This is a genomic window from Sphingobium sp. 22B, assembly GCF_001580035.1.
GTDB lineage: Bacteria > Pseudomonadota > Alphaproteobacteria > Sphingomonadales > Sphingomonadaceae > Sphingobium > Sphingobium fuliginis.
The window spans coordinates 32599-47651 of record NZ_LTAB01000015.1; the positions used below are offsets into that span (position 1 = coordinate 32599).

Annotated in this window: 13 protein-coding genes; 11 read left to right on the forward strand and 2 right to left on the reverse strand. The window is 59.9% G+C overall.

Translation table 11 applies throughout. The features are described 5' to 3' along the window. Positions 1 to 8 precede the first annotated feature (8 nt). Positions 9 to 503, reverse strand: a complete 495-nt coding sequence (locus A0J57_RS14385) for an aromatic-ring-hydroxylating dioxygenase subunit beta (protein ID WP_008828130.1) — start codon at positions 501 to 503, stop codon at positions 9 to 11. After that, a complete protein-coding gene (locus tag A0J57_RS14390; protein ID WP_008828129.1) occupies positions 500 to 1918 on the reverse strand; it encodes a Rieske 2Fe-2S domain-containing protein in 1419 nt (472 codons plus the stop codon). The genes A0J57_RS14385 and A0J57_RS14390 overlap by 4 nt, the downstream gene beginning before the upstream one ends. A gap of 231 nt (positions 1919 to 2149) precedes the next feature. Between A0J57_RS14390 and bphC the strand changes: the two genes are divergently transcribed. The 11 genes from bphC to A0J57_RS14445 all read left to right on the forward strand — a co-directional run bounded on the left by bphC (position 2150) and on the right by A0J57_RS14445 (position 15024). Continuing rightward, positions 2150 to 3049: a biphenyl-2,3-diol 1,2-dioxygenase gene (bphC, locus tag A0J57_RS14395; RefSeq protein WP_008828128.1), complete on the forward strand. Its 900-nt coding sequence runs from the start codon at positions 2150 to 2152 to the stop codon at positions 3047 to 3049. Between the two features lie 44 nt (positions 3050 to 3093). Beyond that, on the forward strand, positions 3094 to 3420 hold the full coding sequence (locus A0J57_RS14400; protein ID WP_008828127.1) for a non-heme iron oxygenase ferredoxin subunit: 327 nt from the start codon (positions 3094 to 3096) through the stop codon (positions 3418 to 3420). Next, positions 3420 to 3908, forward strand: a complete 489-nt coding sequence (locus A0J57_RS14405; protein WP_008828126.1) for an aromatic-ring-hydroxylating dioxygenase subunit beta — start codon at positions 3420 to 3422, stop codon at positions 3906 to 3908. Before A0J57_RS14400 ends, A0J57_RS14405 begins: the two co-directional genes overlap by 1 nt. 24 nt (positions 3909 to 3932) lie before the next feature. Then, positions 3933 to 5195 (forward strand): Rieske 2Fe-2S domain-containing protein, encoded by a 1263-nt coding sequence (locus tag A0J57_RS14410; RefSeq protein WP_008828125.1) that lies wholly within the window; start codon positions 3933 to 3935, stop codon positions 5193 to 5195. Next, positions 5192 to 5785, forward strand: coding sequence for a 2-hydroxychromene-2-carboxylate isomerase (locus A0J57_RS14415; protein ID WP_061939266.1), 594 nt, complete (start codon positions 5192 to 5194; stop codon positions 5783 to 5785). Before A0J57_RS14410 ends, A0J57_RS14415 begins: the two co-directional genes overlap by 4 nt. Before the next feature lie 27 nt (positions 5786 to 5812). Then, the gene (locus A0J57_RS14420; RefSeq protein ID WP_061939268.1) at positions 5813 to 7993 is read left to right on the forward strand and encodes a TonB-dependent receptor; all 2181 of its coding nucleotides are present in this window, start codon (positions 5813 to 5815) and stop codon (positions 7991 to 7993) included. Positions 7994 to 8020: 27 nt separating this feature from the next. Continuing rightward, positions 8021 to 10519 (forward strand): TonB-dependent receptor, encoded by a 2499-nt coding sequence (locus A0J57_RS14425; RefSeq protein WP_061939270.1) that lies wholly within the window; start codon positions 8021 to 8023, stop codon positions 10517 to 10519. 132 nt (positions 10520 to 10651) lie between these two features. Continuing rightward, positions 10652 to 12124, forward strand: coding sequence for an NAD-dependent succinate-semialdehyde dehydrogenase (locus A0J57_RS14430; RefSeq protein WP_061939273.1), 1473 nt, complete (start codon positions 10652 to 10654; stop codon positions 12122 to 12124). Positions 12125 to 12290: 166 nt separating this feature from the next. Next, entirely contained in the window at positions 12291 to 12896 is a 606-nt protein-coding gene (locus tag A0J57_RS14435; protein WP_235600877.1) for a UbiX family flavin prenyltransferase, read from the forward strand. 2 nt (positions 12897 to 12898) lie between these two features. After that, a complete protein-coding gene (locus A0J57_RS14440) occupies positions 12899 to 13468 on the forward strand; it encodes a hypothetical protein (protein ID WP_061939277.1) in 570 nt (189 codons plus the stop codon). An 8-nt stretch (positions 13469 to 13476) separates the two neighbouring features. Continuing rightward, complete coding sequence (locus A0J57_RS14445) at positions 13477 to 15024, forward strand: FAD-binding protein (protein ID WP_082718778.1); 1548 nt, start codon at positions 13477 to 13479, stop codon at positions 15022 to 15024. The last annotated feature ends 29 nt before the right edge of the window (positions 15025 to 15053 follow it).

Consider the following 15053-nt stretch of genomic DNA (forward strand, 5'->3'; position numbering starts at 1 on the left):
GCACCCGCTCAGAGGCTGTAGACATCGGCTACTTCTTGGAACAGATCGGTGACGACAACCGTCTTCTTGCGGCGGATCACGAACGAATCATCCCGAGGTTCGAGATCATAGAAGGCCCACCCGCTGAGAGTGGCGACTTTGCCTTCCAGCACCGAAACCGTGGTCCAAGACGTCCGCGCATGCACCTGGTCATCGCTCTCCTCAGCAGACAGCAGGGAGAACTGGTGAACCGTGCGTGGCTGCGGCGTGCTCGCCGCCGAGCGCCGGGTCCTGATCCGGAACACCCGATCCTCAAGCCCGCCCCGGTTGGGATAGTAGATCAGCGAGACTTCGTTCTGCGGATCCGCAGTCGGCCGTTCGTGATCGTCCCAGGCTGGAACCCAGTATTCCGCCTCTTCGTGATAGAGCGCCAGCCAGGCATCCCAGTCCTTGTCGTCAAGCGCCATGGCTTCCTGACCGATGAAGCGGGAAACCGCCAGCCAGCGCGAATGGAATGCGGTCATCGTGCCTTCTCCAGTGAACGCTCAAGGAAGGCGGCAAGCTCGCTGCACTCGCTGTCGATGGCCTTTTCCATGAGCGTGAGCCATTCGTCATGGATCGCCACATAGAGGCCTTCGTCGGCAACCGCCGGGCTGCTCAGCACCACATTGAAATCGAGCGGCTCGCCGAACTTGCCCGGGCCGGTGTCCCAGCGCGTCGAACCGCGCGACATCTCGTTGTAGCGGCCTTCGCCGGCGCCATACCCGGTCTGGCAGTTGTTGAATTCGGTCAGGTCGTCCGGGGTCGCCATGCCGGTCGAATTGAAGAAATCCTCATACTGACGCAGCCGCAGGGCCCGCGCCTCGGGGCTTTCGCCGACCGGGGCGATGCACACCGTGCTGACTTCGGTCTCATCCAGGGCCAGCGGCTGGATGATGCGGATCTGCGTGCTGGTCTGGTCCATCAGGAAGACGTTGGGAAACAGCTGCAGGTTACGGATGCGCTTGTTCATCCACTTGGCCTTTTCGGCGCCGTAGGACTCTTCGAGCCAGTCGATGATCTCGAAATTGGGGCGATCCATGAAGTTGGCATAGTCGGCCCACAACACCGTGTGTCCGTTGTGGAACGAGAACGACCCGCCATCGCGCGCGGTGAAGCCATTGAAGCTAATCGCCTTGGTTTCGTTCTTCGAAATGCCTTCGACGCGGCGCTGAACCGTCATGAAGTAGTTGGCATGCGTGGTCATGACGTGATAGCCGTCGAGCCCGTTCTCGACCTGCATCTTCCAGTTGCCGTGATAGCGGTAGCGGTTGGTTCCGGGCAAAACTTCCATTGCGCCGGACTTCGACTGGTCCACCAGGATATCGATGAAATCCCGCGCGCCGGCGAGGTGATCGACCAGCGGGACGACATCGGCGGAGAGGCTGGCAAAAATGAAGCCGCGGTAGCTTTCCACCCGGGCGACCGGTTGAAGCCCGAAATCGGCGCGATTGAATGCCTCCGGATAGCCCCCGATGCTCTCATCGGTGACGTCCAGCAGGTCGCCCCCGGACGAGAACGTCCAACCATGAAACGGGCACATGTGGTTGCGCTTGTTGCCGGCCCGCTCGCGGCACAGGCGCGCGCCACGGTGCGAACAGGCATTCACGAAGGCGCCGACATCGCCGGACTTGTCCCGGGTTACAAGGATGGGGACGCGGCCGATTTTCGTGGTGATGAAATCGTTCGGCTTGGAAACCTGGCTCTCGTGCGCGAGGTAGACCCAGTTCCGTTCGAAGATGTACTTCATCTCGAGCTCAAACAGCGCAGCTTCGGTGAAAGCGGCGCGGTCCAGCTGGAAGATCCCGCGCTCGTGATCCTTCTTGAGCCAAGCGCGCATGCGCCCTTTCAAGCCCTGCAAGTCGGCAATCCTGCCGCCGATTTTATCATTGAGTTCCATCGATCCTCTCCCGTTCTGTGCGTCGGGCACCCAATACCATCCGCGAATCAACCGCAGATGGCACACGGTGATTACCTCATCCCATCATTTCGTGCAACGTATTGCACAATGAAAAACGTTCTGGTAGGTAGTGGGTCAGAAATGGCTGAAACCGGCGGCTCGAATCGAAGCAAGGTTGCCAGCAAATCGCAAAATGGCCCTGTTTTGGGGTGAATTGGGAGAGTTTGAACTATGTCGGTCGTCACCGAACTCGGCTATCTTGGTCTTTCCGTTTCCGATCTCGCTGCCTGGCGCGCTTACGCCGCCGAAGTCGCCGGCATGGAAGTCGTCGATGAAGGCGAAGGGGATCGGCTCTATCTGCGGATGGACCTTTGGCATCACCGCATCGTTCTGCACGCTGATGGCAGCGATGACCTGGCCTACATGGGCTGGCGCGTGGCCGGGCCGCAGGAATTCGCCGCGATGCAGGAAAAGCTGAGCGCGGCGGGAATCCCCTTCACCGTGGGCACCGAAGCCGAAGCGCGCGAGCGCCGCGTTCTCGGGCTACTCAAGCTGGCCGATCCGGGCGGCAATCCGACCGAGATCTTCTTCGGCCCCCAGGTCGATACGCACAAGCCGTTTCATCCTGGCCGTCCGATGTTCGGCAAGTTCCTGACCGGATCGCAAGGCGTTGGGCACTGCATTCTGCGCCAGGACGATGTCGAGGCGGCGGCTCGTTTCTATGAACTGCTGGGTCTGCGCGGTTCAGTCGAATACCACCTTCATCTGCCGAACGGCATGGTTGCCCAGCCCTACTTCATGCACTGCAACGAACGACAGCATTCTGTTGCTTTCGGTCTTGGGCCGATGGAAAAGCGCATCAATCACCTGATGTTCGAATACACCGAACTCGATGATCTCGGCATGGCCCATGACGTTGTGCGTGCGAAGAAGATTGACGTCGCGCTCCAGTTGGGCAAGCACGCCAACGACCAGGCCCTGACGTTTTACTGCGCTAACCCGTCGGGTTGGCTGTGGGAATTTGGCTGGGGTGCGCGCCAGGCGCCGAGCCAGCAGGAATACTACACCCGTGACATCTTCGGTCATGGCAACGAGGCTGCTGGTTACGGAATGGACGTTCCGCTGCTGTGACAATCTTCGTGTAAATCAATTCTTGACAGGAAAACAACCCCATCATGTCGAACCAATTGCGCCTTTGTGAAGTTGCCGGCGTAAAAGACGGCGAGCCGGTCGCGGCGTTCGCCGAAGGAATGCCCGCCCTCGCAGTATATAATGTTGATGGCGAGATTTTCGTTACCGACAATCTTTGCACTCACGGCAATGCCATGCTGACCGACGGATATCAGGATGGCGACATCATCGAGTGTCCGTTCCATGGCGGCTCGTTCGACATCAAGACCGGCGCAGCCAAGGCCTTTCCCTGCCAAGTGGCGATCGCGTCCTATCCGGTCGAAATCGAGGATGGTTGGGTCTGCATCACGAAGCCCGAAGGAGCAGCCTGATGGGCCTTCCCACCCTTGAGCAGATGCAGTTTCAGCATGCCGCTGCGCAACTTAATGCGCTTCATGCGGAACTGATCGATGACGACCGGTTGGAAGAATGGCCTAACCTGTTTGAAGAAAAGTGCCAGTACAGTGTGATCTCAGCGGAGAACCACAATCGTTCGCTGAACCTGGCTGCGGTGTTCTGCGACAGCCGCGGCATGCTGGTCGATCGCATCGTCTCTTTGCGCCGCGCCAATATCTTTCCCGCGCACAGCTACCGGCATATTCTCGGTCCGACCCGCGTGAAGTCGACCAGCGGGCAGATCGTCACCACACAGACCAACTATGTGGTCCTGATGACGCGCAACGACGGTCAGACGTCGATCTACAATTCCGGAAAATATGTCGATCAAATCGACGTTTCCGGCGCTGGCTCGCGCTTCCTTTCCAAGACCGCAATCTTCGACACCCACCTCATCGATACGATGATGGTCCGCCCGATCTAGCTGCAAAGTTGAAAGCACCCAATCATGTCCATTGCCCAGCAACAAGACACCTTGGATCAAGCCCCGTCCACTGCCGGATGCCGGGTTCCGTACCGCGTTTTCACCGATCGCCAGTACTATGATCGCGAACAGGAGAAAATTTTTAAGGGTGACTGCTGGTCCTTCGTCGGACTTGAAGCTGAAGTTCCGAAGGCAGGTGATTTCAAATCGACCTTCGTGGGCGAAACGCCGGTGATCCTCACGCGCGACAGCGACGGCTCGGTGCATGTCGTGGTCAATCGCTGCGCCCATCGCGGTGCCCTGGTCTGCCGCGAAATGCGCGGCAACCGCTCAAGTCTGGAATGCGTCTACCACCAGTGGGCCTACGACCTGAAGGGTAAGCTGATCGGCGTGCCCTTCCGCCGCGGCCTCAAGGGGCAAGGCGGGATGCCTGGCGATTTTGACATGAGCCAGCACAATCTGAGACAGTTACGCACCGAATCGGTCAACGGTCTGGTCTTCGCTTCTTTCTCCGAAACGGTTGAATCCTGCCGTGATTTCCTCGGTCCGATCGTGGTCGAGCAGATCGAGCGGATCATGTGCAAACCCGTCACCGTTCTGGGCGACCAGCGCCAGCGCATCCGCGGGAATTGGAAGCTTTACGCGGAGAACACCCGCGATCCCTACCACGCGAGCCTGCTGCACCTATTCCACAACACGTTCGGTCTGTATCGCTCAACCCAGACCGGTAAGGCGCTTATGGATGCCAACAAACGCCACTCGCTGCTCTATTCGATCGCGGCGAGCAACGACGATGCCGCCGACAAGCAGGCCTACGGCGATTCCCGCACCTTCGACACCGAATTCAAGCTGCAGGACATGTCGCTGCTGAAAGGTCGGCAGGAGTTCGCGGACAATGTCACTCTGGTGATCCTCGCGGTCTACCCCAACCTCGTCCTCCAGCAGATCCAGAACACGCTCGCCGTACGCCAGACCGTGACTTACGGCCCAGACGAATTCGAATTGGTCTGGACCCATTTCGGCTACCAGGACGACGACGAGGAAATGCAGGCCATCCGGCTAAAACAGGCTAACCTGATCGGACCTGCAGGACTCATTTCGATGGAAGACGGCGAAGCGGTGGAGATCGTCCAGAACGCCATCGTCGGCGAGGCAAGCGCGACGTCCTACATCGCGATGGGTGGCGGTCGAGCCGAGGATGCCGACCATCTCGTCACCGAGGGCGCGATCATCGGCTTCTGGGACAATTATCGCAAAATGGTCGGCTTTGAGGTGGAACCGGCATGACCCGCACGATCGACTTCTACTTCGATTTCATCAGCCCGTTCAGCTACCTTGCCCAGCTCAAGCTGCCGGAGATCGCGCGGGTAGCGGGAAGCACGGTGGAATACTGGCCGATTGACATTCCTGAAGCCAAAATTGCCGCCGGCAACTATGGCCCGTCCAATCGCGAAGTCTTGCCCAAGATCAAGGTCATGAAGGCAGACCTTGAGCGCTGGGCCGAACGTTATGGGGTGCCCCTCACCTTTCCGGCGAGCTTCGCTTGCGCAGACTGGAATTGCGCGGTGCTGTTCGCCCGCGAGCACGGTAAGGCCGAGGCATTTGTGACCGATGCCTACCGCCGGATCTGGGGCCAGGGGATCGACCCGGGCGACCGCAACGAGCTGGCCGCATGCGCCACAGCAGCTGGTCTCGACGCCGAAGCGCTGATTGCCTTCGTCGAGTCGCCGACTGGCCAGAACGAATATCGCAAGGCCCGGAGCCAGGCGATCCAGCGCGGCGTGTACGGTGCGCCGCTGATGTTCGTTGACGACCAGATTTTCTGGGGAAATGACCGATTGGATTTTCTTGCCGAGTATTTGAACAAGTCAAAATAAAAAATTCGATTACACAAGGGGGGATACGTGAAAAAGCAGGACTGCTATTTTGTCGCTTTGTTGGGAGTGACCGCGCTGACGCCGCAGATGGCCTTAGCACAAGACATCACAAGCGAAACGGACGAGTCCCAGGCTGCAAGCACAGGCCTAGGTGACATTATCGTCACCGCCACTCGGCGCGAGGCCAAGCTGCAAACCGTGCCGGTTGCAGTTACTGCGGTTACCGGCGATGCTCTTGCTTCCGCCGATGTTTCAACGGTCCGCTCCCTCACTCAGGTTGTGCCGGGCTTCATCGGCAGCCGTAATATGGGTGTCTTCCAGCCGGTCGTACGCGGCGTCGGCTCAACCGGCATTTCGGTTGGTGATGAACCCAATATCGCAACCTACATCGACGGCGTCTACCAACCGGAATCGGCCGCCAACTGGATCGACCTGGTCGAGGTCGAGCGGGTCGAGGTGCTGCGCGGGCCGCAGGGCACGACCTTCGGTCGCAATGCCACCGGCGGACTGATCAACGTCATCACCCCCGATCCCAGCTTCGACTTCCGCGGCAAGGCTTCGCTGCGCGTGGGCCGGATGAGGCGCGATGCCGGCGATTACGATGCCCGGCTCTATTTCACCGGGCCAATGAGCGACAAGGTCGCGGCTGACTTTGCCGCGCTTTTCCGCAAAAACGATGGCTATATCGACGATCTGGTCCGCGGCGGCACACTTGGCAACCAGCGCGTCATCGACCTGCGCAGCAAGTTGCTGTTCAAGCCGACCGACAATTTCAAGGTGGTCCTGACCGGGGAATACTTCAATCAGGAAAGCACGACCAATTCGCCGCAACCGCTGGACGGCAACACCGCGGGCCGCAACTGGCCGGGCGTGATCGTACCGACCGATGCCTGGCAGGCGTCGTTGACCGAGGTTCCGCTGCTCAACCTCACACGGTGGAGCGCGGCACTGCACACCCGGCTCGATCTGGGTAGCGTCCTGCTTGAAACCACCACCGGTTTTCTCAACCTGCGCTGGCGGCAGACCACCGATGGCGATGCCTCGAACATCAATCTTTCGAACTTTCCGGCAGTGTTTGAATCGGAGTCGGGCAGTCAGGAAATCAAGCTGAGTTCGGCCAATCCCGGCCGCTTCCAGTGGCTGGTCGGCGGGTACTTCTACCAGTTCGGCGGTGGTGCCCCGGTCCTCGAGCCTTGGACCACCACCAACCCGGCTCTGCCCCTGGGAGGGCCGTCGTTGACACCCAAGCTTGATGGACGCTCATTCGCGGGCTTTGCCGAAGGCACCTATGAGGTTCAGCCGAAGCTGTTCCTCACTCTTGGCGGGCGTTACACTACCGAGACGCGCTGGTTTAGCCAAACCAACAATGGAGTATTGCTGGTCGATGACGTTTCAAAAACGTTCAACAAGTTCAACTACAAAGTCGGTGTCCGTTATGAGGTGACCGACAAGACCAACGTCTACGCCACCTACAGCACCGCGTTCAAGAGCGGGGTATACAACATGGCGGGAATCAGCGGCACCCCGGTCAACCCGGAGAACATCAAGGCGGCTGAATTCGGGATTAAGTCCGATCCGCTGGACTGGCTGCGCACCAACCTAGCCGCCTATTATTACGACTACAAGGGCCTCCAACTTCAGTCGAAGGCTCCGACCGGTCCCGGATACATCCTGCAGAATGCAGCCAACGCCGAAATCTATGGCGGCGAGTTTGAGACCATCATCAATCCGGTCCGCGACCTAAGGCTGCGTGCGGCGGTTGCCTATACCCATGCCCGCTATAAGGATTTCCCCAACGCCCAGGGCTTTACGCCGATCGTGAATGGCAACGGCAACTACGTCGGCAACGTGGCTGCTCCCTACGATGCTTCAGGCAAGGTCATGACCCGGGCGCCCGAATGGTCGGGCAATGTGGGGTTTGATTGGAGCCATGACGTCGGCAACGGGCGCGTCACTCTGGCAGGAAATCTGCTGTGGAGTTCGAGGGTATATTACGACTTCGCCAACATATTCTCGCAACGCCCCTACACCCTGTCCAACCTCTCGATCAATTGGCAGCCTGGAAGCGAAGCCTTCAAGGTCGGCCTGTGGGTGACGAACCTGACCAACGAGAAGGTGCTGCAAACCGTGCGCCCCGGAACGTTGGGCACCGACGGGTTCTATGAACAACCTCGTAAGATTGGAATGACAATCGAGGCCAAGTTGTAAAGTGACAAAACAAAAGGGAGAATGCCAATGACAAACCGATCTTTCAATTTCCGGAAGGTCGTCCTGCGCGCCAGCGCCTCGGCGATCGTCGGATCAATCGGGCTCGCACCGATGGCGGCGCATGCGCAGGACGCCGCAGCAAGTGAGCCTCAGGCTGAGGAGCAACATACCGGCGGTCTAGGTGAAATCATCGTGACTGCGCGCAAGCGGGCCGAGAACCTGCAGGAAACGCCGGTCGCGATCACAGCGATGACCGGGGCGATGCTGGAAGAAAAGCAGATCGTCAACGTTGCGGAAGTCGCCAAGTTCGCGCCGAACGTCAGCATCTCGCCGGTAGCCAACCTCTCCGGTTCCAGTGCCTCGATCACCGCGTTCATCCGCGGCGTGGGCCAGACCGATTTCAATATCACGGTCGACCCGGGCGTGGGCGTCTATGTCGATGGCGTCTATGTTGCCCGCTCGGTCGGTGCGCTGCTCGACATGGCCGACGTTTCGAGCGTGCAGGTCCTGCGCGGGCCCCAGGGCACGCTGTTCGGGAAGAACACCATCGGCGGCGCGATCGTCGTCAATTCCGTCGAACCTCAGAACGAGTTCGACATGAAGCTCGAAGCGGCAACCGGACGGTTCAACCGCGCCGATTTCAAGGGCATGATCAACGTGCCTCTGAGCGACAATCTCGCAATGCGCGCGGTTGCTTCCTATGAAACCCGCGACGGCTATCAGAAGCGTTTGTTCGACGGCGGCCGCCAGGGCAACAAGGACAGCTTCGGCGGACGCATTGCGTTCAAGTGGGAGCCGACCGATAAACTGACCGTCAACCTGAGCGGGGATATCAACATCCGCCGCGAGGCGGCAGCTGCCTCTACTCTGGTAGACCTGTTTGAATCGCCGAACCTGCTGCAGGTCGTACAGTTGAATGGTCGGAGCGTGGTTTTCCCCAGTGCGACCTATGCCTGGAACAAGCTTCGTGGCGGCGCCGGTGCTTGCGGTGCGGATGGCCAGCTAGCGCCGGTCAACAATCCAAGCTGCGCCACCAAGCAGTGGATCACGGGCGATATCGACACGACCTGGTCTGATGGCAAGAACCAGTCAGATTTCGACCTGTGGGGCACTACGCTGACGATGGATTATGATTTCGGCGACATCAACCTGAAGTCGATCAGCGCCTACCGTGATCAGAAGGCCACGACTGTGTGGGACTTCGACGCCACACCGCATCCCTACCTTGAGTCGACCAACAACATTGACCTCTGGCAGGCCTCGCAGGAACTGCAATTGACCGGCAGCATCCTGAACGATCGCGTGAAGTTCGTTCTGGGTGCCTTTTACCTGAAGGAAAAAGGCCAGGACAAGAATGACCTGCACTTTGGCTTTGCCGATTTCCTCAGCGGTGGCAAGATCGATAACGACAGCTATGCCAGCTATCTGCAGGCGACCTTCAAAGTGACCGATCGGTTCTCGATTACGCCGGGTATCCGCTATACCAATGAGACCAAGCGTTTTGATCCCTCGTTCCAGACGATCTACAACGATTACACAGTTCCGCTGGGGCAGGCCGGCATCATTCCATACCCGCAAGGCGTGTTCGTTGCATTCAGCCAATGCGTAACCGGCCAGCCGGTTCCCTTGCTGGTGACCGATCCGACGAGCCCGCTGTTCGGCTTCCCGCTGCCTGGAGGCTGCGCACCAGCCGCCACAAACCCTGGTGGAAACCACACGATGCCGGCGGTCCAGGTTGCCGCCAAGGCCAAGGAATGGACGCCGGCAATTTCGGCTGACTACAAGATCACTGACGATATCCTTGTCTATGCCTCCTATTCCAAGGGTTTCAAGAACGGCGGATTCACGCAGCGGATCTTCCCGGCTGAACAGGTTGCGCCGTCGTTCAGGCCCGAATTCGTGGAATCATACGAACTCGGCCTCAAGACCGAGCTGCTGGATCGCCGTCTGCGCCTGAACCTCGCCGCGTTCATGTCAAACTACGATGACATCCAGGTCGTCGTCAGCGAAGGCATCGCCCCCCGGGCACGAAACGCCGGTACCGGCCGGATCAAAGGCTTTGAAGTCGAAGGCGAGGCGGCTCCGACCGATTGGCTACGCCTGACCTTCGGCGTTGGCTATCTTGATGCCTATTACCGCTCCATTGATCCGTTCGCGTTCCCCGTGAACCTGAACTCGAAGTTCGCCTTCGTGCCGGAATGGACCGGATCGGCCTCGTTCAATGCCGACGTCTATGAAGGCGACATGGGCAAACTGACTCTGCGCGGCGACTGGTCGTACCAGAGCGAAACCTTCAAGGATGCGATCAACAGCCCGCAACTGCGCCAGCCTGGCTACAGCGTGTTCGGTGCCAGTGCTTCGTTCACCGAGAAGAGCGAGCACTATACGGTGACCGCTGGCGTGACCAACCTGACGGACAAACGCTATATCCAGGGCGGTTTCGTTGATCCCAACGTCGCTGGAACAGCGGTGGCAACCTATTCACGCCCGCGTGAATGGTTCCTCAAGCTCGCCTATAAGTACTGACACTTACCACTCCTGAGGGCGGCGGTCCGCCGCCGCCCTCAACCTTCTGGTGGCACCGACCAAGAACCTGCCAGACACCTCGCCGTCTAATTTGGTATCGGCAACTTGTCTTGGGGCCAAAGGAGCAACGACTTGACCGTTACGATCCCCCCGCTCGAGCGCAGCGATTTCCTGACCGGCCAGCCGCTTGTCGACGGCACCGAGATCTGTGCCGACTCTACCTACGCGGTCACTAACCCGGCAACCGGAAAAACGCTGGCGAATGTCGTCAAGCTGGGCGCTGCCCAGACGCACCGGGCAATTGAAAGCAATTCCCGCGCCTTCATCGATTGGCGCAAGCGGCCCGCTCAGGAACGCGCGCGCGTGCTGCATGACTGGCTGGCGCTGGTCCGGCTCCATCGCCACGATCTTGGTTTGCTGATGACCGCCGAACAGGGCAAACCGCTGGCCGAAGCGCTGGGCGAGGTCGATTACGCCGCAAGCTTCATCCAGTGGTTCGCCGAAGAGGCGCGCCGTGTCTATGGCGAGGTCATTCCGGCCAGTTCCGAGCGGCGGATTATCGTGATCCGTCAGCCGGTCGGCGTGGCTGGCGCCATTACGCCGTGGAACTTTCCCGCCGCGATGATCACCCGCAAGGTCGCGCCTGCACTGGCGGCGGGCTGCACCGTGACCCTCAAACCGTCCGAACTCACCCCGCTGACCGCTTGCGCTCTGGCAAAGCTCGCTCTCGAAGCGGGCATTCCGCCCGGCGTGTTCAACGTGGTCTGCGGGGATGCACCCGCGATCGGATCGGTCCTGACCAGCCATCCCGATGTCACCAAGTTCACTTTCACCGGTTCGACCGCGGTTGGCAAGCTGCTGACTGCGCAATGCGCCACCACCCTGAAACGGGTTTCGATGGAACTGGGCGGCAATGCCCCGCTGCTAGTGTTCGACGATGCCGATCTCGATCAGGCGGTCGAGGGGGTGATCGCATCGAAATTCCGTAACACCGGACAGACCTGCGTTTGCGCCAACCGGATCCTGGTGCAGAGCGGCATTCATGACCGCTTCGTCGAGGCGCTGGCCGCCAGGGTCTCCGCGTTCCGGGTCGGCAACGGCCTTGAAGGTGCAACCGACCAGGGACCGTTAATCACCGCATCAGCCTTGGCCAAGGTTCACGGGCATGTCGCCGACGCCGTGGCGCAAGGTGCCCAGCTGGTCACAGGCGGCAAGGGACACGAGGCCGGAGAGCTGTTCTTCCAACCAACTGTTCTGACCGGAGCGAGCCCGGCGATGCGGCTAGCGGACGAGGAGACTTTCGGGCCGGTTGCCCCGGTGTTCCGTTTCGAAACCGAGGTCGAAGCGCTGACGCTTGCCAACGCCACGCGCTCGGGGCTGGCGGCCTATGCCTTCACCCGCGACATTGACCGCGCCTGGCGGGTTTCCGAAGGACTTGAGACCGGGATGGTCGGCTTAAACAGCGGCATCGTCTCGACCGAGACCGCACCGTTTGGCGGCATCAAGGAATCGGGACTTGGCCGAGAAGGTTCGCGACACGGTATTGAAGAATTCTTGGAGATGAAGACCATCAGTGTTGGGGTCCGGAATGAGAGTCCGGTGTAAGCGGAATGCGGTCCCGAGGAGTCAAGATTTTCGTTGCTCAATGCGGAATGCATTGTATGATGTCGGCAAAAGAGTGGGAGACGGAATTCAGCATGCCCTTCAGGGTTAGGCCTTATGCGACCTTGACCGCCCAGAACGCGCAGGAAAGTCTCCTGCCGTGAAGCGCATGGTCGTGGGGATGACCGGCGCAACCGGCTCGGTCTATGGCCTTCGCCTGCTTGAGCTACTGCGCGAGACGGGCGGTTGGGAAACCCATCTGGTGATGTCTCCGGCGGCGCTGCTCAACATTCGCGAGGAACTGCCCGAAGGCAAAGCCCGGCTCGAAGCACTGGCCGATGTGGTGCACAACGTCCGCAACGTCGGCGCCTCGATCGCCAGCGGTTCGTTCGTGTGCGAAGGCATGGCGATCGCGCCCTGTTCGATGCGCACGCTGGGCGCGGTGGCGCACGCCCTGTCCGACAACCTCATCACCCGTGCGGCCGACGTGATGCTGAAGGAACGGCGCCGCCTTGTGATGATCACCCGCGAAGCGCCGCTCAACCTGGCGCACCTGCGCAACATGACGACCTGCACTGAAATGGGGGCAGTGATCTTCCCCCCGGTGCCGGCTTTCTATGCGCGGCCGACCTCGCTGGCCGAGGTAGTCGATCACAGCTGCATGCGGATACTGGATCTGTTCGGGCTTCATTTGAAGTCGGAGAAACGCTGGCAAGGCCTTAGCAAAGAGGCTGCAAGCCTTGTTTCGGGTGCTGGGCAAATGGAAGGGAATTGAGAATGGCGTGGGATGTCAGCCGTCGCACCGTCGTGAGCGGTGGCGCCGTGGGTGCTGTCGTTGCCGGTCTGGGAATCGGCCGCAGCGCTTTTGCTCAGCGGCCGCGCAAGATCATCGTCATCGAAGAGACGCACGTTCCCGAAAGTCGACTATTTGCCGAAACCTTTATTAATTCGGGGCGCGCACCGCAGGTTGTCCGGATCGACCGGAGCTTCAACGGCCTGCTGCATGAACTTGAAGCGGTTGAAGGCGTGCTGGTCGGCCTTACTTCCGATCCCGCGGCGATGATCGCCGGGCAGATCCTTGTGGCCGGCGGCGCCCGCCCGCTACTGCAGTGGACCCATCAATACCGCAAGCTGCGCTGGGAACACCAGACTGTCGGCGCGCCAACGCTGCTTGCGCGGGCCAGCGTCGGCTGGCCCAGCGTTCTTGCCCACCACATGCAGGATGCGCTCGTCGGCGATCGCCAGGATGCCGAACTGCGGTGCCAGTCAGGACATTGCGGCCTCGATGGCAAGAGCCCCGGCATGCTGGTTTCATGGGCATTCGAAGTGGGAGTACAGCAGTCGTGAGTACGCGCATGCCACAAGGGGTCGACGCCGCAACCTTTACCAAGGCTCTGGACGAATTAGCGGTTATCGTCGGCAAGGAATGGGTCTTCGTCGATGAACTGCCGCTGTCGGCCTATCGCGACGCCTATTCACCGCTGGCCGATGGCGAGATGCTGCCCTCGGCTGCCGTGGCACCGGCCAACATGGAACAGATTCAGCAGGCACTGAAGGTATTCAACGCTTACAAGCTGCCGATCTGGACATTCGGCAACGGCCGCAATTTCGCTTATGGTGGCCCGGCCCCGCGCCAGTCCGGTTATGTCATGTTCGACCTCAAGCGTATGAACCGCATTCTCGAAGTCAACGAGAAATACGGCTATGCGCTGGTCGAACCAGGCGTTTCCTATTTTCAGCTTCACCGCCATCTGCGCAAGATCGGCAGCAAGCTTTGGGTCGATCCTGCGGCACCAGGTTGGGGCGGCGTCATGGGCAACGCGCTTGAACATGGCGCGGGTTACACCCCCTACGGCGATCACTTCGTCATGCAGTGCGGCATGGAAGTTGTCCTTGCCGACGGTAAGGTCGTCCGCACCGGTCAGGGCGCGATCGAGGGGTCGCAGCATTGGCAATCCACCAAGCATGCAGCCGGTCCGCATTTTGATGGCATGTTCACCCAGTCCAATTTCGGCATTGTTACCAAGATGGGTATCTGGTTGATGCCCGAACCGCCGGGCTACAAGCCGTTCATGATCACTTACGAGCGCGAGGAAGACCTTGCCGCAATCTTCGATGCGGTGCTGCCGCTGAAAATCAACCAGGTTATCCCGAACGCCGCTGTGGCGGTCGATCTGTTGTGGGAAGTGTCCGCCAAGACCACGCGTCGCCATTACTTCGACGGCAAGGGCCCTATCCCAGATTCGATCCGCAAGAAGATCGCGTCGGATCATGGCCTGGGCATGTGGAACTTCTACGCCGCGCTCTATGGTCCGCCGCCGGTCATCGAGAACAACTGGAAGCTCGTCGAGGAAGCGATGATGAGCATTCCGGGTGCCAAGCTGCACCTCAACCGCGATAACGATCCCGCCTGGGACTATCGCGTGCAACTGATGCGCGGCGAGCCGAACATGACCGAATTCAGCATTATGAACTGGATCGGCGGCGGCGGGCATATCAACTTCTCGCCGATCTCGGCACCCGACGGTAAGGAAGCGCTGAGCCAGTATAACCTGATCAAACAGCGCTGCCACGATTTCGGGTTCGACTATATCGGCGAGTTCCTGGTCGGCTGGCGCGACATGCACCACATCCTTATGATCATGTACGATCGCGCCGACGACGGCATGCGCAAGAGCGCCTATGACCTGTTCGGCAAGCTGGTAGACGAGGCAGCCGGTGCGGGCTTCGGCGAATACCGCACCCACCTCGCCTTCATGGACCAGATCGCCAAGACCTATAAGCACAACGATGGGGCGCTGTGGGACCTGCACCACCGTCTCAAGGACGTGCTCGACCCCAACGGCATCCTCTCCCCCGGCAAGCAGGGGATATGGCCCCAGGCGATGCGCAACCAAGCGTAATCACACGGCCGGCTGAACAAAGACTTCAA